Source organism: Agrococcus versicolor (genome assembly GCF_039531815.1).
Classification (GTDB): domain Bacteria; phylum Actinomycetota; class Actinomycetes; order Actinomycetales; family Microbacteriaceae; genus Agrococcus; species Agrococcus versicolor.
Genome location: NZ_BAAAQT010000005.1, coordinates 679,968 through 698,294, shown reverse-complemented (window position 1 = coordinate 698,294; position 18,327 = coordinate 679,968). Strand labels below are relative to the sequence as shown.

General features: G+C 73.0%; 21 protein-coding genes and 2 tRNA genes. 11 read left to right on the top strand and 12 right to left on the bottom strand.

Annotated elements, in window-relative coordinates; genetic code table 11:
* Positions 1–29: 29 nt before the first annotated feature.
* On the bottom strand, positions 30–1,307 hold the full coding sequence (gene clpX / locus ABD249_RS06210) for an ATP-dependent Clp protease ATP-binding subunit ClpX (protein WP_344341593.1): 1,278 nt from the start codon (positions 1,305–1,307) through the stop codon (positions 30–32).
* 147 nt (positions 1,308–1,454) lie between these two features.
* Between clpX and ABD249_RS06205 the strand changes: the two genes are divergently transcribed.
* Positions 1,455–2,165 (top strand): copper resistance CopC family protein, encoded by a 711-nt coding sequence (locus ABD249_RS06205; RefSeq protein ID WP_344341590.1) that lies wholly within the window; start codon positions 1,455–1,457, stop codon positions 2,163–2,165.
* A gap of 67 nt (positions 2,166–2,232) precedes the next feature.
* Here ABD249_RS06205 and ABD249_RS06200 read toward each other — a convergent pair whose 3' ends face one another.
* The 4 genes from ABD249_RS06200 to ABD249_RS06185 form a co-directional block, all read right to left on the bottom strand.
* Complete coding sequence (locus ABD249_RS06200; protein ID WP_344341587.1) at positions 2,233–2,895, bottom strand: ATP-dependent Clp protease proteolytic subunit; 663 nt, start codon at positions 2,893–2,895, stop codon at positions 2,233–2,235.
* Positions 2,892–3,524 carry an ATP-dependent Clp protease proteolytic subunit gene (locus ABD249_RS06195; RefSeq protein ID WP_344341584.1) on the bottom strand — a complete coding sequence of 211 codons (633 nt, stop codon included), beginning with the start codon at positions 3,522–3,524 and terminating at the stop codon, positions 2,892–2,894. Before ABD249_RS06195 ends, ABD249_RS06200 begins: the two co-directional genes overlap by 4 nt.
* Positions 3,525–3,647: 123 nt before the next feature.
* Complete coding sequence (tig, locus tag ABD249_RS06190; RefSeq protein WP_344341580.1) at positions 3,648–5,000, bottom strand: trigger factor; 1,353 nt, start codon at positions 4,998–5,000, stop codon at positions 3,648–3,650.
* 37 nt (positions 5,001–5,037) lie between these two features.
* Positions 5,038–5,112 (bottom strand) — tRNA-Pro (locus tag ABD249_RS06185).
* A 9-nt stretch (positions 5,113–5,121) separates the two neighbouring features.
* Between ABD249_RS06185 and sigK the strand changes: the two genes are divergently transcribed.
* The 6 genes from sigK to ABD249_RS06155 all read left to right on the top strand — a co-directional run bounded on the left by sigK (position 5,122) and on the right by ABD249_RS06155 (position 9,884).
* On the top strand, positions 5,122–5,895 hold the full coding sequence (gene sigK / locus ABD249_RS06180; protein ID WP_344341577.1) for an ECF RNA polymerase sigma factor SigK: 774 nt from the start codon (positions 5,122–5,124) through the stop codon (positions 5,893–5,895).
* Positions 5,895–6,677 carry an anti-sigma factor gene (locus ABD249_RS06175; RefSeq protein ID WP_344341574.1) on the top strand — a complete coding sequence of 261 codons (783 nt, stop codon included), beginning with the start codon at positions 5,895–5,897 and terminating at the stop codon, positions 6,675–6,677. The genes sigK and ABD249_RS06175 overlap by 1 nt, the downstream gene beginning before the upstream one ends.
* A 186-nt stretch (positions 6,678–6,863) precedes the next feature.
* The gene (locus tag ABD249_RS06170; RefSeq protein ID WP_344341571.1) at positions 6,864–7,952 is read left to right on the top strand and encodes a type I restriction enzyme HsdR N-terminal domain-containing protein; all 1,089 of its coding nucleotides are present in this window, start codon (positions 6,864–6,866) and stop codon (positions 7,950–7,952) included.
* Positions 7,953–8,418: 466 nt separating this feature from the next.
* Positions 8,419–9,093: a fasciclin domain-containing protein gene (locus ABD249_RS06165; RefSeq protein WP_344341568.1), complete on the top strand. Its 675-nt coding sequence runs from the start codon at positions 8,419–8,421 to the stop codon at positions 9,091–9,093.
* 160 nt (positions 9,094–9,253) lie between these two features.
* On the top strand, positions 9,254–9,787 hold the full coding sequence (locus ABD249_RS06160) for a hypothetical protein (RefSeq protein ID WP_344341565.1): 534 nt from the start codon (positions 9,254–9,256) through the stop codon (positions 9,785–9,787).
* Between the two features lie 23 nt (positions 9,788–9,810).
* Positions 9,811–9,884 (top strand) — tRNA-Gly (locus tag ABD249_RS06155).
* Positions 9,885–9,890: 6 nt separating this feature from the next.
* On the opposite strand, the gene moaA is transcribed toward ABD249_RS06155, so the two are convergent.
* The 5 genes from moaA to ABD249_RS06130 form a co-directional block, all read right to left on the bottom strand.
* On the bottom strand, positions 9,891–10,973 hold the full coding sequence (gene moaA / locus ABD249_RS06150; RefSeq protein ID WP_344341562.1) for a GTP 3',8-cyclase MoaA: 1,083 nt from the start codon (positions 10,971–10,973) through the stop codon (positions 9,891–9,893).
* A 112-nt stretch (positions 10,974–11,085) separates the two neighbouring features.
* Complete coding sequence (locus tag ABD249_RS06145; RefSeq protein ID WP_344341559.1) at positions 11,086–12,237, bottom strand: sulfate/molybdate ABC transporter ATP-binding protein; 1,152 nt, start codon at positions 12,235–12,237, stop codon at positions 11,086–11,088.
* Positions 12,234–13,046: an ABC transporter permease gene (locus ABD249_RS06140; protein ID WP_344341556.1), complete on the bottom strand. Its 813-nt coding sequence runs from the start codon at positions 13,044–13,046 to the stop codon at positions 12,234–12,236. The genes ABD249_RS06145 and ABD249_RS06140 overlap by 4 nt, the downstream gene beginning before the upstream one ends.
* Complete coding sequence (gene modA, locus ABD249_RS06135) at positions 13,043–13,834, bottom strand: molybdate ABC transporter substrate-binding protein (protein WP_425546290.1); 792 nt, start codon at positions 13,832–13,834, stop codon at positions 13,043–13,045. Before modA ends, ABD249_RS06140 begins: the two co-directional genes overlap by 4 nt.
* Positions 13,835–13,836: 2 nt before the next feature.
* Positions 13,837–14,229 carry a TOBE domain-containing protein gene (locus tag ABD249_RS06130; protein ID WP_344341553.1) on the bottom strand — a complete coding sequence of 131 codons (393 nt, stop codon included), beginning with the start codon at positions 14,227–14,229 and terminating at the stop codon, positions 13,837–13,839.
* 118 nt (positions 14,230–14,347) lie between these two features.
* On the opposite strand from ABD249_RS06130, the gene ABD249_RS06125 reads away from it, so the two are divergent.
* From ABD249_RS06125 to ABD249_RS06110, 4 genes are read left to right on the top strand one after another with little or no spacing between them, the layout of a single operon-like run.
* Positions 14,348–15,457 (top strand): ThiF family adenylyltransferase, encoded by a 1,110-nt coding sequence (locus ABD249_RS06125; RefSeq protein ID WP_344341550.1) that lies wholly within the window; start codon positions 14,348–14,350, stop codon positions 15,455–15,457.
* A complete protein-coding gene (locus ABD249_RS06120) occupies positions 15,454–16,689 on the top strand; it encodes a molybdopterin molybdotransferase MoeA (protein WP_344341547.1) in 1,236 nt (411 codons plus the stop codon). The genes ABD249_RS06125 and ABD249_RS06120 overlap by 4 nt, the downstream gene beginning before the upstream one ends.
* Positions 16,686–17,165 carry a cyclic pyranopterin monophosphate synthase MoaC gene (gene moaC, locus ABD249_RS06115; RefSeq protein ID WP_344341541.1) on the top strand — a complete coding sequence of 160 codons (480 nt, stop codon included), beginning with the start codon at positions 16,686–16,688 and terminating at the stop codon, positions 17,163–17,165. Before ABD249_RS06120 ends, moaC begins: the two co-directional genes overlap by 4 nt.
* On the top strand, positions 17,165–17,398 hold the full coding sequence (locus ABD249_RS06110; protein WP_344341538.1) for a MoaD/ThiS family protein: 234 nt from the start codon (positions 17,165–17,167) through the stop codon (positions 17,396–17,398). Before moaC ends, ABD249_RS06110 begins: the two co-directional genes overlap by 1 nt.
* Positions 17,399–17,420: 22 nt before the next feature.
* On the opposite strand, the gene ABD249_RS06105 is transcribed toward ABD249_RS06110, so the two are convergent.
* Both ABD249_RS06105 and ABD249_RS06100 read right to left on the bottom strand, forming a co-directional pair.
* The gene (locus ABD249_RS06105) at positions 17,421–17,849 is read right to left on the bottom strand and encodes a molybdenum cofactor biosynthesis protein MoaE (RefSeq protein ID WP_344341535.1); all 429 of its coding nucleotides are present in this window, start codon (positions 17,847–17,849) and stop codon (positions 17,421–17,423) included.
* Complete coding sequence (locus tag ABD249_RS06100) at positions 17,846–18,325, bottom strand: MogA/MoaB family molybdenum cofactor biosynthesis protein (protein ID WP_344341532.1); 480 nt, start codon at positions 18,323–18,325, stop codon at positions 17,846–17,848. The genes ABD249_RS06105 and ABD249_RS06100 overlap by 4 nt, the downstream gene beginning before the upstream one ends.
* Positions 18,326–18,327: the final 2 nt, after the last annotated feature.

Genomic DNA, 18,327 nt, shown 5'->3' with positions numbered 1-18,327 from the left:
CACATCGGCCCTCGAGCGCCCCCGCCGCGTCAGGCCGAGAGCTGCTCGATGTCGTCGGCGGTGAGCATGACGGGCGTCTCGCCCGTGGTCACCGACTCCTCCGTCACGATGACGCGCGCGATGCCCTCGACCGACGGCACCTCGAACATCACGGGAGCGAGGATGTCCTCGAGGATCGCCCGCAGGCCGCGCGCGCCCGTCTTCCGCAGCACGGCGAGGTCGGCGATCGCGTCGAGCGCGGCCGGCTCGAAGTCGAGCCGCACGTCGTCGAGCTCGAACATGCGCTGGTACTGCTTGACGAGCGCGTTGCGCGGCTCGGTGAGGATCTCGACGAGCGCGGAGCGATCGAGCGGCGACACCGTCGCGATGACGGGCAGACGACCGATGAACTCCGGGATGAGCCCGAACTTGTGGAGGTCCTCCGGCAGCACCTCGCTGAAGATGTCGAGGTCGGCCTTCGCCGACGAGATCTCGGCGCCGAAGCCGATGCCGCGCTTGCCCGCGCGGCTCGCGATGATGTCCTCGAGGCCGGCGAACGCGCCCGCGACGATGAACAGCACGTTCGACGTGTCGATCTGGATGAACTCGGAGTTCGGGTGCTTGCGGCCGCCCTGCGGCGGCACCGAGGCGACCGTGCCCTCGAGGATCTTCAGCAGCGCCTGCTGCACGCCCTCGCCCGACACGTCGCGCGTGATCGACGGGTTCTCGGCCTTGCGGGCCACCTTGTCGATCTCGTCGATGAAGATGATGCCCGTCTCGGCGCGCTTGACGTCGAAGTCGGCGGCCTGGATGAGCTTGAGGAGGATGTTCTCGACGTCCTCGCCGACGTAGCCGGCCTCGGTGAGCGACGTCGCGTCGGCGACGGCGAACGGCACGTCGAGCCGCCTCGCGAGCGTGGAGGCGAGGTACGACTTGCCGCAGCCCGTCGGGCCGACCATGAGGATGTTCGACTTCTGCAGCTCGACCTGGTCGCGCACGGCGTCGGCGCTCGAGATCGACTGCATGGCCTGCACGCGCTTGTAGTGGTTGTAGACCGCGACCGACAGGGAGCGCTTCGCCGAGTGCTGCCCGACGACGTACTCCTCGAGGAAGTCGTAGATCTCCTTGGGCTTCGGCAGGGGCATGTCGCCGTCGACGGGCGCCTCGCCCGCCTCGGCGAGCCGCTCCTCGATGATCTCGTTGCACAGCTCGACGCACTCGTCGCAGATGTACACGGCAGGGCCCGCGATCAGCTGCTGCACCTGCTTCTGGCTCTTGCCGCAGAAGGAGCACTTGAGCAGATCGCCGCTCTCTCCGAGTCGTGCCATGGCACCTCTCCGTCCCGGTTCGGGTGCCACAGAGCCTACCGCCGCGCGCTGACAGGGCCGTGCAGCATGACGCGTGGCGTCGGATCCGCCCTCCGCGGACGCGCTCGCGTGCACGCGAGCGTCCGAGCCCGCGGCTACCGTGGAGGGGTGATCCACTCCCTCGCGCTCGCCGCCGTCGCCGCGGCCCTCGTCCTGCCGATGCCGATGCACGCCTCGATCGTCGGCACGACCCCGGAGGACGGCTCGACCATCTCGACGCTCCCCGAGGCGTTCGCCGTCACGGCGAACGAGGACATCGTGGCGATCGACGGATCGAGCTCGAACCTCATCCTCATCACCGACCAGGACGGCCTGTACTACGGCGACGGCTGCATGGCCGTCGACGGCGCGACGCTCTCGACGGCGGCGACGCTCGGCGAGGCGGGCGTGTACACGATGCGGTACGGGCTCGTCTCGGCCGACGGCCACCCCATCGAGGGCGCGGCGACCTTCGCCTGGGAGCCGGGCGAGGACGCCGCAGCCGTCCCGGGCGCCGCGCAGGCCCCCGAGTGCGGCGCGGCCGCGCCCTCGGCCTCCGCGTCGGCGGAGCCGTCCGCATCCGCCTCCGCCGACCCCGGCGCGACCGCCGAGCCCTCCGCGTCGGCGACGAGCGAGCCGCCGTCGTCGTCCACGGCACCGTCGGCGTCGCCGAGCGGCGCCGAGTCGGAGGAGGACGAGGGCGGCCTGCCCTCGCTCGCCTACGTCGGCATCGGCCTCGCGCTCCTCGCGGCCGTCGCGGCCGTGCTCGTCATCACGTGGCGCCGCGGCCTGCGCCGCGAGCACGGCGCCGAGGAGCCGCGCGACCCCGACGCCCGCTGACGCGCCCGAGCACCCCGGACGCACGACGGCCCCCGCCCGATGGGCGGGGGCCGTCGTCTGCGCGAGGTCAGCCGAGCAGTGCCGGCTGGGTCTTGCGCGAGGTGAGCACCTGGTCGATGAGGCCGTACTCGAAGGCCTCCTCGGCCGAGAGGAACGTGTCGCGCTCGATGTCGCGCGACACCTGCTCGACGTCCTTCTTCGAGTGCGCCGCGAGCGTCTGCTCGAGCCATCCGCGCATCCGCAGCACCTCGCGGGCCTGGATCTCGATGTCCGAGGCCTGGCCGCGGGTCGCCTCGCCCGTGGAGGGCTGGTGGATGAGGATGCGGGCGTTGGGCAGCGCGAGGCGCTTGCCGGGCTCGCCCGCCGCGAGCAGCACGGCCGCGGCCGATGCGGCCTGGCCGAGGCACACCGTCTGCACCTGCGGACGGATGTACTGCATCGTGTCGTAGATCGCCGTCATGGCCGTGAACGAGCCACCGGGCGAGTTGATGTACATGACGATGTCGCGGTCCGGGTCCTGCGACTCGAGCACGAGCAGCTGCGCCATGATGTCGTCGGCCGACGCGTCGTCGACCTGCACGCCGAGGAAGATGATGCGGTCCTCGAAGAGCTTCGCGTACGGGTCCTGGCGCTTGTATCCGTAGGCCGTGCGCTCCTCGAACGACGGCAAGATGTAGCGTGCGCCGGGCATCTCGAGCGAGCGTCCGCCCGCCTCGAACGTCGGGGTCATCGGTTCTCCTCCTGGTCGGTGCCCGATGCGTCGGGATCGGTGGCTGCGGGGTCGGTGCCACCGCCGCCCGCGACCTCGGTCGCCGACTCGCGGAGGTGGTCGACGAAGCCGTACTCGAGGGCCTCCTGCGCGGTGAACCAGCGGTCGCGGTCGCCGTCGGCGTTGACCTGGTCGACCGTCTTGCCCGTGCGCTCCGCCGTGATCTCGGCGAGGCGGCGCTTCATGTCGAGGATGAGCTGCGCCTGCGTCTGGATGTCGGACGAGGTGCCGCCGAAGCCGCCGTGCGGCTGGTGCAGCAGCACGCGAGCGTTCGGCGTGATGTAGCGCTTGCCGATCGTGCCCGACGTGAGCAGCAGCTGGCCCATCGAGGCGGCCATGCCGATGCCCACCGTGACGATGTCGTTCGGGACGAACTGCATCGTGTCGTAGATCGCCATGCCCGCGGTGACCGAGCCGCCGGGCGAGTTGATGTAGAGGTAGATGTCCTTGTTGGGGTCCTCGGCTGCGAGCAGCAGGATCTTCGCGCAGATCTCGTTCGCGTTGTCGTCGCGCACGTCCTCGCCGAGCCAGATGATTCGGTCGCGCAGCAGTCTGTCGAAGACGGTGGGCGGGAAGGCGGTTTCAGCCACGTCATGCTCCTTCGGTCGGTTCAACACTACGGTCATGCAACGCACGCTCCAGGGCCTGTTCGCCGCAGGCGTGCGGGGACGACGAAGGGGCCGGACCGCGTGCGGTCCGGCCCCTCCGGTCGGTCACTCCTGGTCGTCGGCGGCGATGCGCGCCTCGGCCTGACGGATCGCGGCCTCGACGTCGCTCTCGGTCGTCTCGGGCTCGGTGCTCGTGAACTCGGAGAGGTCGATCGTCTCGCCGTTCGAGTCCTTGACCTCGACCTGGCCGAGCGCCCACGTGAGCGCCTTGCCGCGCAGGAGGTCGGCGAGGATCGTCGGCAGCTGGCCGTTCTGCTGCAGGATCTCGACGAGCTCCTGCGGCGGCATCTGGTACTGCTGCGCCATCTGCATGACGTACTGCGACAGCTCGGTCTGCGAGACCTGGAGGTCCTGCTCCTCGGCGATGCGATCGAAGAGGATGCCGGAGCGGATCTGCTTCTCGGTCTCCTCCTTGACCTCGGCGCGGTGCACGTCGTCCTCGAGGCGGTTCTCGCCCTCGAGGTGACGGTGCACCTCGTCCTCGACGGCCTGCGAGGGCACGGGGATGTCGGCGTCGGCGACGAGCGCCTGCTGCAGCGCCTCGCGGGCCGCCTGCGCCTGGCCGAGGGTCTCGCGACGCGCGACGGTGCTCGAGAGGTCCTCGCGGAGCTCGGCGATCGTGTCGAACTGGCTGGCCATCTGCGCGAAGTCGTCGTCGGCCTCCGGGAGCTCGCGCTCCTTGACGGCCGTGACCGAGACCTGCACCTCGGCGTCGGAGCCCGCGTGCTCGCCGCCGACGAGCGTCGACGTGAACGTCGTCTCCTCGCCCGCGGTGAGCGACTCGACGGCCTCGTCGATGCCGTCGAGCAGCTCGCCCGATCCGACCTCGTACGAGACGCCCGCCGCGCGGTCGACCTCGGCGCCGTCGATCGTGGCGACGAGGTCGAGCGTGACGAAGTCGCCGGTGGCCGCAGGGCGGTCGACGGTGACGAGCGTGCCGAAGCGCGTGCGCAGCGTCTCGAGCTCGGCGTCGATCGCCTCGTCGCCGACGGCGACCGCGGGGATCTCGACGACGCGGCCCTCGAGGGCCGGCATCTCGAACTCGGGGCGCACGTCGACCTCGATCTCGAGGACGAGGTCGCCCGAGAAGTCCTTCGCGTCGGGCCACTCGGCGATGTCGGCGCTCGGACGGCCGAGGGGCTTGATGCCCGACTCGGCGACGCCGGCGCGGTAGTGCTCGTCGATCGACTCGGACACGGCCTGGCTCAGCACCTGGTCGCGACCGATGCGCTGATCGATGATGGGAGCCGGGACCTTGCCCTTGCGGAAGCCGGGGATCTGGATCTGCTCCGCGATCTCCTTGTAGGCGGCATCGATGGCGGGGCGCAGCTCGTCCGGCGTCACCGCGATGGTGAGCTTCGCGCGCGTGGGCTCGAGCTGCTCGACCGTGGTCTTCACGTGGTCGTCTCCTGGATTCGGATCGGTGGTCTTGGAGTCGGGGCGACGGGATTCGAACTCGCGACCTCCCGCTCCCAAAGCGGGTGCTCTAGCCAGGCTGAGCTACGCCCCGTGGGCGCTCGTGCTCAGGCAGGAAGCGCACCGAGCGAGTCTAGCCCACCGTGTCCAGCGGGAGGACAGCGACGGTCGAACGGTCGGACGTCTGGACAATCCAGGTGGCGTGCGGCTCCGAACCCCTGCCATGACGACGATCGCGATGGGCTGGTCGCTACCGGCTCTGCCGCGGGCGCGTGGGATGCTGGTCGATGTGACAGCTGTCCCTGAGCCGAGCCCTGTTGTGCCCCAACGGCGCGCGACCGACGTCGACGATGCGCTGATGCGCGTCGCCGCCGGCGATCGCGAGGCGTTCGCGACGGTCTACGACGCGCTCTCCGCCCGAGTCTTCGGACTCGTGCTGCGAGTGCTCGTCGACCGATCGCAGGCCGAGGAGGTGACCCAGGAGGTGTTCGTGGACATGTGGCGCAAGGCCCCCACGTACGACTCCGCACGGGGCTCCGCCATCGGGTGGGCGCTCGCGCTCGCGCATTCGAAGGCGGTGGACCGCGTGCGGTCCTCGCAGTCGCAGCGCGACCGCGACGAGCGGATCGGCATCCGCGACTCCGTGGCGCCGTTCGACGTCGTCAGCGAGGCCGCCGACGTGCGGCTGGAGGGCAAGCGCGTCCGCGAGGCGCTCGAGACGCTGACGGAGGCGCATCGCGAGGCGATCGTGCTCGCCTACTACGGCGGGCTCACGCAGACGGAGATCGCCGAGCGGCTGCAGACGCCGCTCGGGACGGTGAAGACGAGGCTTCGAGACGGCATGATCCGTCTCCGAGCGGCAATGGGGGTGTCGTGATGACGCAGGATCGAGAGGACATCGCGGGACGGGCGCTCGACGCGCTCGACCACGAGGAGCGGCGACGCTTCGACGAGCAGGCCGACGAGGCCACGCTCGCCGAGCTCGCCGACATGCAGGAGACGGCGGCGGCGCTCGGCGCCGCGGTCGCGGTCGCGCCGCCTGCGGAGCTGCGTGCGCGCATCTTCGAGCAGGTCGCGGCGACCGAGCAGGTGCGGCCCGAGGTCGCGGTCGTGGGGGGCCGCGACGACGAGGCTGCCGCGCAGGACGCCACCGAGCGCGAGCCCGCGCACGTCGGTGCCGGTGCGTCGACGGCCGGACCGCGCGAGCTCGCGGCGCAGCGTCGCTGGTTCCAGCGTCCCGCCTCCGTGCTGGCGGCGGCCGCGGCAGCCGTCGTGCTGCTCGTCGGCGGCGTCGGCATCGGCCAGGCCATGCGCGGACCCGACGAGGTCTCGGCGCTCGTTCACGCATCGGACGTCAGCACCCAGACGGCATCGCTCGCCGACGGCACGCGCGCCACGCTGATGTGGTCGCACGAGCAGGGCGACGTGGCGCTGGTGTTCGAGGGCCTCTCTGCGCTCGACCAGGAGCAGGTCTACGAGGCGTGGCTCATGCGCGACGGCGAGCCGATCGCCGCAGGCGTCTTCGAGGGCGGCGACGGCAGCGTCGTCCACGTCCTCGACGGCGAGCTGCAGGAGGGCGACGGCGTGGCCATCACGATCGAGCCCGCCGGCGGCTCCGAGCAGCCGACCTCGCAGGCGCTGCTCGTCATGACGACGTAGCCCAGCGCTCCCGCGACTCGACGCCCCCGGTCCGCCGACCGGGGGCGTCGTCGTGCGTGCGGGGCATCGTGCCGAGGGCGTCGGCGTCGACCGGCGACCTGCTGGCTCCCGAGATCGAGTTGCGATGTACCGACAGATGAGGACTCCACAGGGATAGTCTCGGCGCACAGACCTGCAGGAGGAAACGTGGAGTTCCAAGATCGGCTCGCCGCACTGGCGACGAAGGTGTCGAACCAGGCAGCCGCGATCGGCACCGAGGAGGCGACGAAGAACGCCTTCGTGATGCCGTTCATCTCGTCGATCCTCGGCTACGACGTCTTCGACCCTCTCGAGGTGGTCCCCGAGTTCACGGCTGACGTGGGGATCAAGAAGGGCGAGAAGATCGACTACGCCATCATGCGCGAGGGCGAGGTGCAGATCCTCATCGAGTGCAAGGCGTCGACCGGTGCCCCGAAGATCGAGCACGCCTCGCAGCTGTACCGATACTTCGCGACGACGAACGCGCGCATCGCGGCGCTCACCAACGGCGTCATCTGGCAGTTCTTCACCGACCTGGATGCGCCCAACCGGATGGACGCGAAGCCCTTCCTGGTGCTCGACCTGCTCGACATCGACGACACGTTGATCACCGAGGTGCAGAAGCTGAGCAAGGCGAGCTTCGACCTGGAGTCGATCATCAGCTCCGCGGAGGAGCTGAAGTACGTCGGTGCGCTCAAGCGTGAGATCGCCGGACAGTTCCGCGAGCCGAGCGACGAGTGGATCAAGTTCTTCGCACAGCGCGTGTACGAGGGCTCCTACACGCAGCGGGTGCGCGAGCAGTTCACCGCGCTCGTGACCAAGGCCTCGCGGCAGTTCCTCACCGAGAGCGTCAACGATCGCCTGAAGACGGCCCTCGGAGCAGGTGTGAGCGTCCGCTCCGAGGCTGGCGACGCCGGTGCGGTCACGAGCGGCCCCGTCGCCCAGGGCGATCTCGACCGGGACACCGAGGTCGAGACGACGCTCGAGGAGCTCGAGGGCTATCAGATCGTCAAGGCGATCGCGTGCGGCGAGACGAAGCCGCAGCGGGTCACCCACCGCGATGCCAAGAGCTACTTCGCAGTCCTCCTGGACGACAACAACCGCAAGCCCATCGCGCGCCTGCACTTCAATGGCCGGCAGAAGTACCTGGGACTCCTCGACGAGCAGAAGACCGAGGTCCGACATGCGATCGACGAGCTGGACGAGATCTACAGCCATGCAGATGCGATCCGTGCGGCGGTGATCCGCTACCGCTGACCGCGGATGGGCTCGGCCGAGGTCGAGCACGAGGGGCGCGACACGACGACGGCCCCGCCGTCTGGCGGGGCCGTCGAGGTTCGAGCACGGCGAGGACACGAGGACAGGAGGTGCCCCCGCCGTGCGCCTAGGTCACCCGGAGGTGTGCTCGCGGGACGGAGGAGAGGGCGCGTCGCGATGCGACGTCGGCGTGTGCGCCGATCCCTGCGGTGATGACGAGCATGTGCTCCTCCTCGCGTCCCGAGTGGTTCGGCGCCGGGCGCTCGCCGGATGGGTCGCGGTTCGCGCGTGCCTCCCGCTCGCGCTCGCGGACCGGCGTGCACGCGTGCAACAGCGGGGCTGCCGACCGGATTCCCGACGGATCCGACGAGTTTCCAATCCATCGTGACGAGCACGCCGAAGCCTTGACATGCCCGGCGCTCGTCGGGAACCCGTTCCAGTGATGGACAGTGGAAGGAGAGCTGTGATGCTCACCCGAAAGAACCCGCTCACCGCCGGTCTCGTGATGGCAGGCGTCGCAACGTTCGCGCTCGTCGGCTGCTCGACCGGCACGGACTCCGGCTCGGAGGAGTCCTCGGCTCCCGAGTCGTCGGCTCCCGAGTCGTCGGCACCCGAGACCAGCGAGGCCACGGCCGACCCGGCCGCGAACCTCGTGGGCACCGGCTGCGCCGCGTACGCCGAGGCAGTGCCGGATGGCGCCGGCTCGGTCGAGGGCATGTCGCTCGACCCCGTCGCCGTCGCCGCGAGCAACAACCCGCTCCTCACGCAGCTCACCGCTGCCGTCTCCGGCCAGCTGAACCCCGACGTGAACCTCGTCGACACGCTCAACGGCGACGAGTTCACCGTCTTCGCTCCGGTCGACGACGCCTTCGCGGCGCTGCCGGCCGACACGGTCGCACTGCTCCAGACGCCTGAGGGCGCTGCGACGCTGACCTCGGTCCTCACGTACCACGTGGTGCCCGGCCAGATCGCTCCGGCCGACATCGTGGGCGAGCAGACCACGGTGCAGGGTGGCACCGTGACCGTCGAGGGCTCGGGCGACAACCTGACCGTCAACGGTGCGAACGTCATCTGCGGTGGCGTCCAGACGGCGAACGCGACCGTCTACCTGATCGACCAGGTGATGATGCCCCCGATGTGATGACGCCACTGGCGTGATCGACACGGGATCATGACGGGGTCGGCCTTCGGGCCGGCCCCGTCTGTCGTGCGTGCGGCGACGGCTGCCGCCCCGCCCCGCGGGCGTCGTGCATGCTGGATGCTCGGCCGACGCACGAGCGACAGGACACGGAGGCGCGACCATGGGACTCCCAGGCGACCTCGACGCGCGTCCCGGCCTGCGGCCGCCGCGCGATCCTCGACGCAACGAGTGGTCGCTCGTCGACCTCGGCGTCGGCTGGCTCGCCGGTGCCGCGACCATGACGGTCGTGGCGCTGATCGTCGGTGCCGTCGCCGGGCTGTCCGACGGCGGGACGGACTGGATCGGCGGAGCTGCCATCGCCGTCCTCTTCGGCCTGCCGGTGCTCGGCTGCTACGGCATCCCGATCGCAGCCGTCGCCGCGTCGCTGCTGCGTCCGGTGCGTGCGGAGTGGATCCACCTCGCGGTCTTCGCGGGCCTCGGCGCCATCGGCTGCGCGCTGTTCTCGCTCGTCATGAGCGAGGGCGGCATCGGACTCATCCCCGCCACGCTCCCCTACGGCGTCCCCTCCGCGGTCGTCGCACGCCTCGTCGCGAAGCGCATCGCGATCCGAGGGCACGACGCCAGGACGCGGGGCGCATCGAGGATGCCGGACCGGGCCGAGCCGGCGGACCCGGGCGGCCCTGCGAGCGTGTAGCGTGGAGTCGCCGGTCAGGCGCCGGGGATGTAGCTCAATGGTAGAGCCACAGTCTTCCAAACTGTTTACGCGGGTTCGATTCCCGTCATCCCCTCCACCGGCGTCAGCCGCCGATGGCGTTCATGCCGCGAGACGGCTGCAGGAAGCTCGGGTCGTCGATCGCGTGGCCGGGCAGCTTGCCGCGGATGCAGGCGCGCAGCACGCGGTCGATCGCCGCGTCGCTCGCGTCGTCGCCGCGCAGCACGGGCAGCAGGTCGTACTCGCTCGTCGAGAAGAGGCAGTTGCGCAGCTGGCCGTCGGCCGTGAGGCGCAGCCGGTCGCAGTCGCCGCAGAACGGCGCCGTGACCGACGCGATGACGCCCACGGTGTGCGGCTCGCCGTCGCTCGCGGTGCTGCCGAGCGTCCACCGCTCGGCGGGCGCCCCGCCGCGTCCGAGCACGGGCGTCAGCGTCCAGCGCTCCTCGAGCGCCGCGAGGATCTCCTCGCGCGTCACCATCGTCGTCCGGTCCCACGTGTGCCCGGCGTCGAGCGGCATCTGCTCGATGAAGCGCAGCTGCGCGTCGTGCGCGATCGCGAACTCGACCAGCTCGACGATCTCGTGGTCGTTGACGCCCCGCATCGCGACGGCGTTGAGCTTGAGCGGTCGCAGCCCCGAGGCCTGCGCGGCGCGGATGCCGGCGAGCACGTCGTCGAGCCGGTCGCGTCGCGTGAGCGCGCGGAAGCGCTCGCGGTCGATGGTGTCGATCGAGATGTTGAGGCGCCGCAGCCCGGCGTCGACGAGGTCGGGCAGCATCTCCTCGAGCCGGATGCCGTTCGTCGTCATCGTGAGCTCGAGCGGCTCGCCGTCGATGCCGACGATGCGGCCGAGCCTGCGCACGACCTCGACGATGTCGGGCCGCAGCAGCGGCTCGCCACCGGTGAGCCGCAGGGTCGTGATGCCCGCCGCGGCGGCGACGCGCGCGACGTGCTCGATCTCGTCGAGCGTGAGGATGCTGCTGCGGGCGAGCCACTCCATGCCCTGCTCCGGCATGCAGTACGTGCAGCGCAGCGAGCAGCGGTCGGTGAGCGAGATGCGCAGGTCGCGGTGGACGCGACCGAAGCCGTCGAGCAGCGGTCCGGTCGTCGCGTCGCCGGCGTCGGCGAGCGGGACGGGACGTCGCCCGATCACGACCGGGGTGACCGTCATGAGGGCTGCTTCGGGCGCATGCGTCGACGCTACCCCGCCGTGCGCGCGCCACCGAGCGCTCGAGCCTGCTTCCGCCCGTGGCAGAACGGGCAATCCGATGTCGCGAGGAGCCTCAGCGGCGGAGGAGGCGCACGTGCCGACGGTCGATGCGCAGCACGACGCGATCGCCGGGCGCGAGCGCGAGCTCGGCCATCGCCGCCACGGGCACCTCCGCCGAGACGGACGCCGCGTCGACGCGCGGCCCCGGCTGCGCCCCGGCCGATCGACCGTCAGCGTCGACGGGCGTCGTGACGACGCGGACGCCGCCGACCGTCGCCTCGAGCCGCACGACCCGCGCCCGCCATGCGTCCGAGCCCGCGCCCGCATCGGCGGTCGCGCCGTCGGCCGCGTCGATCCGCACGGCGGACGGCGGCAGCACCGCCACGAGCGGCGTGCCGTCGACGGCGGCCGCCGCGACGGACGCGGCATCGTCGGCCTGCAGCACGAGGCCGGAGACGTCGTGCACGAACGCGCCCCCGCTCGCGACGCCCTCGAGTCGATCGAGGCCCGCGAGGGCGGCGGCGAAGCGCGTGGCGGGCACCGAGAGCACGTCGCGCGTCGCACCCACCTGCGTCACGCGTCCGTCCTCGAGCACGACGAGCCGCGCGGCGAGCGCGACGGCATCGACGGCGTCATGCGTCACGAGCACGGCGGTCGTGCCGCTCGCGGCGAGCTCCGCCACCAGCAGCGTGCGGACGTCGGCGGCCGTCTCGGCGTCGAGCGACGTGAGGGGCTCGTCGAGCAGCACGATGCTGGGCGCCGCGGCGAGCGCACGGGCGAGCGCCACGCGCTGCTGCTGGCCGCCGGAGAGCGCCGCCGGTCGCGCCGTGCCCAGCTCCGCGAGCCGGACGCGGTCGAGCCAGGCCGACGCCTCCGCGCGCGCCTGCGCACGCCCGATGCCGCGCGCCCGCAGCGAGAACGCGACGTTCTGCGCCGCCGTGAGGTGCGGGAAGAGGCGCGGCTCCTGCCCGAGCAGCACGACGCCGCGTCGCATGGGGGGCACGTGCGCGCGACGCGCGCCCGGCTCGTCCACCGTGCGGTCGCCGACGCGGATGCGGCCGGACGTCGGGCGCACGAGCCCGGCGAGCGCCCCGAGCAGCGTCGACTTGCCGGCGCCGCTCGGCCCCATGACGGCGACGATCTCGCCGGCTGCGACCTCGAGCGTCGCGTCGAGCCGGAACCCGCCGCGATCGACGACCACGTGCGCCTCGAGCGCGGCGCTCACCGCACGGCTCCCGGCCGCCACGCGCGCACGAGCAGCAGCACGGTCACCGCGGTGACGAGCAGCAGCAGCGACAGGGCGACGGCCGTGCCCTGCGAGACGCCGGCGCCGTTGAACGCCGTGTAGATCGCGAGGGGCATCGTCTGCGTCACGCCCGGCGCGTTGCCGGCGACGAGCGCCGTCGCCCCGAACTCCCCCACGGCCCGTGCGAAGCACAGCACGATCCCGGCGACGAGGCCGGGCGCGGCGAGCGGCAGCGTGACGCGGGCGAGGATGCGCCAGCGGCCCGCGCCGAGCGCCGCCGCGGTCTCCTCGTAGGCGACGCCCGTCGATCGCAGCGACCCCTCGACGGCGAGCACGAGGAACGGCAGCGCGACGAACGTCTGCGCCAGCACCACGGCGGTCGTCGTGAACGGGATGCGGATGCCCCACTCGGCCAGGAGCGGTCCGAGCCACCCGGTGCGGCCGAGGAGGAACAGCAGCGCGACGCCGCCGACCATGGGGGGCAGGACGAGCGGCACCGTCACGATCGCTCGGAGCAGCGCCGCCGTGCGGGTGCCGGCTCGCGCGATGGACAGGGCGATGGGCACGCCGAGCACGACGCACGCCAGGGTCGCGACGAGGGCGGTGCGCAGCGAGAGCCACAGCGCGGCGAGCGCGGTCGGCGACGTGACGTCGGCGAGCAGCGTCGACCACTCGACGCGGCCGACGAGCGCGACGAGCGGCACGACGAGCAGCGCGAGGCCGAGCACGGCCGGCACGAGCAGCACCTGCGGCACGAAGCCGCGCGGCTGCGCGTCGAGGCGGCTCATGGTGCGCCGAAGCCGAGGCCCGAGAGCACCGCCCGTCCTTCGTCGTCGAGCACGAAGGCGACGAACGCGTCGGCGATCGCGGCGTCGCCGGCGTCGTCGAGCGCGACGATCGGGTACGTGCTCACGACGTCCTCGGTGCCGTCGACCGCGACGGTCTCGACGTCGGCGGTCGTGGCGGCGTCGGTGACGTAGACGAGCCCGGCGTCCGCCTCCCCCGCGGCGACCTTCGTGAGCACGGCCGTGACGGACTGCTCGGCGCTGTCGATCGACGCGACGACGCCGGCCTGGGCCAGCAGCGCCTCGGAGGCGGCGCCGCACGGCACCTCGGGCGCGCACAGCACGACGGCGAGGTCGGGATCGGCGAGGTCGTCGAGGCCCGTCACGCCGCCCGGGTTGCCTGCGGGCACCACGAGGGCGAGCGTGTTCGTCGCGAACGGCTCGGGCTCGACCGCGAGCCCCGCCTCGACGACGCGCGCCATCGTCGCCTCGTCGGCGGCGGCGAAGACGTCGGCGGGCGCGCCCTCGACGATCTGGGTCGCGAGCGTCGAGGAGCCGTCGTACGAGATGGGCAGCACGTCGACCTGCGGGTGCAGCGCCTCGAACTCGGTCGCGAGCTCGTCGAACGCGGCGGTGAGCGAGGCCGCGGCGAAGATCGTGAGCTCGCCGGAGAGCTCGCCGGCCGTCGCGCCGTCGTCGTCCGCGGGCGCATCCGCCGCGGGCGACGCGCATCCGGACAGCAGGGCGAGGGCGACGACGCCGAGGGCGACCGCGGGCAGCGGGGCGCGCACGATCAGCCGGCCGGCGCGTCGACGATGACGGTCGTCGCCTTGACGACCGCGACGGCGAGGGATCCCGGCTCGAGCCCGAGCTCGTCGACGGCCTCGGCGGACATGAGGGAGACGACGCGGTGCGGACCCGCCTGGATGTCCACCTGCGCCATGACGCCGTCGCGCTGCACGCGCGTGACGAGCCCGACGAAGCGGTTGCGGGCGCTCGAGAGCCGATCGGAGGGGTCGGCGGCCGCCTGCGCGAGGTCGGCGGCGTGCGCCGCGAGCGCTGCGCCGGGGATGCTGGTGGGTGACCCGCCGGTGGTCGGCAGCGTCCCGTGCTCGACCCATCGGCGCACGGTGTCGTCGCTCACGCCCAGCAGGCGCGCGGCCTCCGCGATCCGATAGGTCGTCATGGCGCCATCGTAGCCGCATGTGCGGCAGGATCGTGCGCTTCGATCCGCACATGCGGGACGAGCGCCGACGCGAGCGACCGTCGCTCCGACCGGACGACCCACGGCATAGCCTGATCCCATGCCCCTGCCCCCGCTGGTCGAGCCGGTCGCGGCGCTCTCCCCCGCCGAGCGCGAGCGCACCGCGCGACATGCGGTGCTCGCGGGCTTCGGGGAGCTCGGGCAGCGCAGGCTCGCCGCGGCGCACGTCGCGGTCGTCGGGGCCGGAGGCCTCGGCTCGCCCGTGGTGCTCGCGCTGGCCGCGGCCGGGGTCGGCACGATCACGATCGTCGACGACGACGTCGTCGAGGCCTCGAACCTGCAGCGCCAGGTGATGCACCGGCACGAGGACGTCGGCGCCCCCAAGGCGGCGTCCGCCGTGCGCGTCGCGGCGGGCCTCGCCCCCGAGGTCGAGGTGCGAGCGGTGCAGCGACGGATCACGGCGGAGAACGCGCTCGAGCTGCTCGCCGGCGCCCACGTCGTCGTCGACGGCACCGACACCTTCGCGACCCGCGCGGTCGTCGCGGCAGCCACCGAGTCGCTCGGCGTGCCGCTCGTGTGGGGCGTGCTGCAGGAGTTCCACGCCCAGGTCACCGTGCTGTGGTCGGCGCCGCCCGCCGGCGCGCCCGCCGTCACGCTCGCCGACCTCTACCCGCCCGACCGCGTCGGGGAGGTGCCCACGTGCGCGCAGGTCGGCGTGCTCGGCGCGCTCTGCCTGCAGGTGGGCGGCCTCATGGCCCTCGAGGTCGTCAAGCTCGTCGCCGGCATCGGCGAGCCCCTCCTCGGCCGCGTCGTCGTCATCGACGCGCTCCGTGCTCGACAGACCGAGGTGCCGCTGCGCGCGTCCACGACGGCCCCGGGCACCCCGGCGACGCCGCCCGCTGCCGCCGCGCCTCCCATCCCCCACCTGAGCGTCGATCAGACGCTCGCGGCACGGGATGCGGGCACGCGGCTCCTCGACGTGCGCGAGCCGGAGGAGACGCGGCTGGGCACCATCCCGGGCTCGACGCTGCTGCCGCTCGCGACGCTCCTGGCGGACCCCGCGGCGATCGGGCCCGGCCCCGTCGTCGTGGTGTGCCAGCGCGGCGCACGCGCGCTCCGGGCGGCGCACGCGCTGCGCGCCGTCGGCGTCGAGGCATCCGTCCTCGCCGGCGGCATCGAAGCCCTCCCGAACGAGGGGGGCCGTCGGTGAGCGAGCTGCGCAGCGTCGAGGAGCATCTGGCGACCGTGCTGGCCGCCGTGGTGCCGCTGCCCACGAGCGCCGTCTCGCTCGCCGACGCCCACGGCCTCGTGCTGCGCGAGCCCGTGCGCGCGGCCATCGACATCCCCGCCTTCGACAACTCGTCGATGGACGGCTTCGCCGTGCGGCTCGACGACGTGGCGGCCGCCGGCGAGGACACCCCCGTGACCCTCGCGGTCGTCGCCGACCTGCCCGCCGGCTCCCCCGACGATCCCCCGCTGCACGCGGGCGAGGCGGCGCGCATCATGACCGGCGCGCCCATGCCGACCGACGCCGACGCCATCGTGCCCTTCGAGGACACCCTCGGGGGTCTCGACGACTCCCTGTCGACGACCGTCGTGCTCGCCGCTCCCCGTGCCCGCGGCGCGTTCGTGCGCCGCGGGGGCCAGGACGCTCGCGTCGGCGACGAGATCCTCGCCGCCGGCGTCCGCCTGGGGCCCCTGCAGCTGTCGGCCGTCGCGGCCGCGGGCGTCGCGACCGTCGTCGCCGCGCGGCGACCGCGCGTCGCCGTCGTCTCCACCGGCTCCGAGCTCGTGGCCGCCGGCGACCCCGTGCGCCGCGGGCAGATCCCCGACTCGAACGGCATCCTGCTCGCGAGCCTCGCAGCCGAGGCCGGCGCGACCATCGTGCACCGCGGCGCCGTCGACGACGACGGTGCGGGGCTCCGCGCCCTGCTGGCCTCGCTCGTCGGCGCCGCCGACGTCGTGCTGCTCTCCGGCGGCGTCAGCGCCGGCGCCTACGAGGTCGTGCGGATGGAGCTCGCGAGCAGCATGGACTTCGTCCGCGTCGCGATGCAGCCCGGCAAGCCGCAGGGCTTCGGCCGCCTCCCCGACGGGCCGCTGCTGTTCGGCCTGCCCGGCAACCCCGTGAGCTCCGCCGTCTCCTTCGAGACGTTCGTGCGCCCCGCGCTGCTCGCGATGCAGGGGCGGAGCGACCTCGCGCGCCCCGTGCTGCGCCTGCCCGCCGCCGTCGCCTGGACGACGCCCCCGGGGCGCCGACAGTACCTGCCCGCCGTGATCGACCGCACGGATCCGACGCGGTGGACCGTGGCGCCCGCGACGGCGGGCGGATCGGGATCGCATCTCGCCGGCGGGCTCGGCCGCGCGGAGGCCTACGCCGTCGTGCCGGCCGACGTCGCGGCGGTCGCGGTGGACGACCTCTGCGATGTCATGCTGATCGCATGAGCCTCACGCATCTGGACGCCGCCGGCAACGCCCGCATGGTCGACGTCACGGCCAAGCAGCCGACCGTGCGCGCCGCCACGGCCCGCGGGAGCGTCCGATGCTCGCCCGAGGTCGTCGCGACGCTGCGCGACGGCTCGGCGCCGAAGGGCGACGTCCTCGCGGTCGCCCGCATCGCCGGCATCCAGGCGGCCAAGCGCACCCCCGACCTCCTGCCGCTCGCGCACGTCATCGGCGTGCACGGAGCCGTCGTCGACCTGCGGATCGTCGACGAGGGCGTCGAGATCGCCGCGACGGTGCGCACCGCCGACCGCACGGGCGTCGAGATGGAGGCGCTCGTGGCCGTGTCCGTCGCGGCGCTCGCCGTCGTCGACATGGTGAAGGGCATGGATCGCTCGGCCTCGATCGAGCACGTGCGCATCACCGCCAAGGAGGGCGGGCGCTCGGGCTCGTGGACGCGCGACGAGGGCGACGCCTGATGGCGCGCGTGCGGTACTTCGCCGCGGCCGAGGAGCTCGCCGGGTGCGCGCAGGAGCAGCGCGACGAGCCGACCCTCGCCGCGCTCCGTGCGTCGCTCGCCGCCGAGCGCCCCGGGCTCGGCGACCTCCTGCCGCGCTGCGCCGTGCTCGTCGACGGCGTCCGCACCGACGCGGACGTCGCGCTCGCTGCCGACGCGCTCGTCGACGTGCTGCCGCCCTTCGCGGGCGGCTGACGCCGGCGACGGCGCGACGGGATCAGCCCCCGATGCCCTTCCAGGCGGTCGTGCCGTCCGCCTCGACCTGGCGCTTCCAGACCGGGAGGTCGGTCTTGATGGCCTCGATGATCGTGCGGCACACCTCGAACGCCTCGGCACGATGGGGCGACGAGACGGCGATGACCACGGCGGCGTCGCCGACGGCGAGCCTGCCGATGCGATGGCTCACGGCCGCCCGAGCGGGCGTCCCAGCCACGGCCCGCTCGGCGATGGCGCGCAACGTCCGCTCGGCGTCGGGATGCGACGAGTACTCGAGCGCGACGACCGCCGTCGAGGCATCCGGGTCGTGATCGCGCACGCGCCCGACGAACGACGTCGTGGCGCCCGCCGTCGCGTCGTCGACGGCGTCGAGGTGCTCGGCGACGTCGAGCGCACGGTCGCTCAGGCGCGCGATCGGGACGGCGCTCACGGGTGGTCGGCGCCGTCGAGCTGGCGCACGACGTGGCTCGCGACCGACAGCACGACCGGCATGCCGGTGGTGACGGCGTTGGGCGATCCCGGCAGGTTGACGACGAGCGCCCCCTGGGCGATGCCCACGAGGCCGCGCGAGAGCATGCCCTGCGGCAGCTCGGCCGCGCCGAGCCTGCGCAGCTCCTCCGCGATGCCCGGCACGTCCTGCTCGATGACCTGCGCCGTGCCCTCCGGCGTCTCGTCGCGCGGGGCGACGCCCGTGCCGCCGGTCGTCACGACGACGCGCGCACCCGCCGCGATGGCGGCGCGCAGGGCTGCGGCGACGCTGTCGGCGCCGTCGGGCACGATCGTCGCGGCGTCGCACGCGAAGCCCGCGCCCTGGAGCGCTGCGACGGCGATGGGGCCGCCCGCGTCATGGCGCTCGCCGCCTGCGGACCGGTCGGACACGGTGATGACGGCTGCTCTGTGCGACATGG

What these genes read in the sequence shown, in the direction of transcription:
- clpX (WP_344341593.1), bottom strand. Translation starts at nt 1,307, where the DNA reads ATGGCACGACTCGGAGAGAGCGGCGATCTGCTCAAGTGCTCCTTCTGC.
- ABD249_RS06200 (WP_344341587.1), bottom strand. Translation starts at nt 2,895, where the DNA reads ATGACCCCGACGTTCGAGGCGGGCGGACGCTCGCTCGAGATGCCCGGC.
- ABD249_RS06175 (WP_344341574.1), top strand. Translation starts at nt 5,895, where the DNA reads ATGACGCAGGATCGAGAGGACATCGCGGGACGGGCGCTCGACGCGCTC.
- ABD249_RS06165 (WP_344341568.1), top strand. Translation starts at nt 8,419, where the DNA reads ATGCTCACCCGAAAGAACCCGCTCACCGCCGGTCTCGTGATGGCAGGC.
- ABD249_RS06160 (WP_344341565.1), top strand. Translation starts at nt 9,254, where the DNA reads ATGGGACTCCCAGGCGACCTCGACGCGCGTCCCGGCCTGCGGCCGCCG.
- moaA (WP_344341562.1), bottom strand. Translation starts at nt 10,973, where the DNA reads ATGACGGTCACCCCGGTCGTGATCGGGCGACGTCCCGTCCCGCTCGCC.
- ABD249_RS06140 (WP_344341556.1), bottom strand. Translation starts at nt 13,046, where the DNA reads ATGAGCCGCCTCGACGCGCAGCCGCGCGGCTTCGTGCCGCAGGTGCTG.
- ABD249_RS06130 (WP_344341553.1), bottom strand. Translation starts at nt 14,229, where the DNA reads ATGACGACCTATCGGATCGCGGAGGCCGCGCGCCTGCTGGGCGTGAGC.
- ABD249_RS06125 (WP_344341550.1), top strand. Translation starts at nt 14,348, where the DNA reads ATGCCCCTGCCCCCGCTGGTCGAGCCGGTCGCGGCGCTCTCCCCCGCC.
- moaC (WP_344341541.1), top strand. Translation starts at nt 16,686, where the DNA reads ATGAGCCTCACGCATCTGGACGCCGCCGGCAACGCCCGCATGGTCGAC.
- ABD249_RS06110 (WP_344341538.1), top strand. Translation starts at nt 17,165, where the DNA reads ATGGCGCGCGTGCGGTACTTCGCCGCGGCCGAGGAGCTCGCCGGGTGC.
- ABD249_RS06100 (WP_344341532.1), bottom strand. Translation starts at nt 18,325, where the DNA reads ATGTCGCACAGAGCAGCCGTCATCACCGTGTCCGACCGGTCCGCAGGC.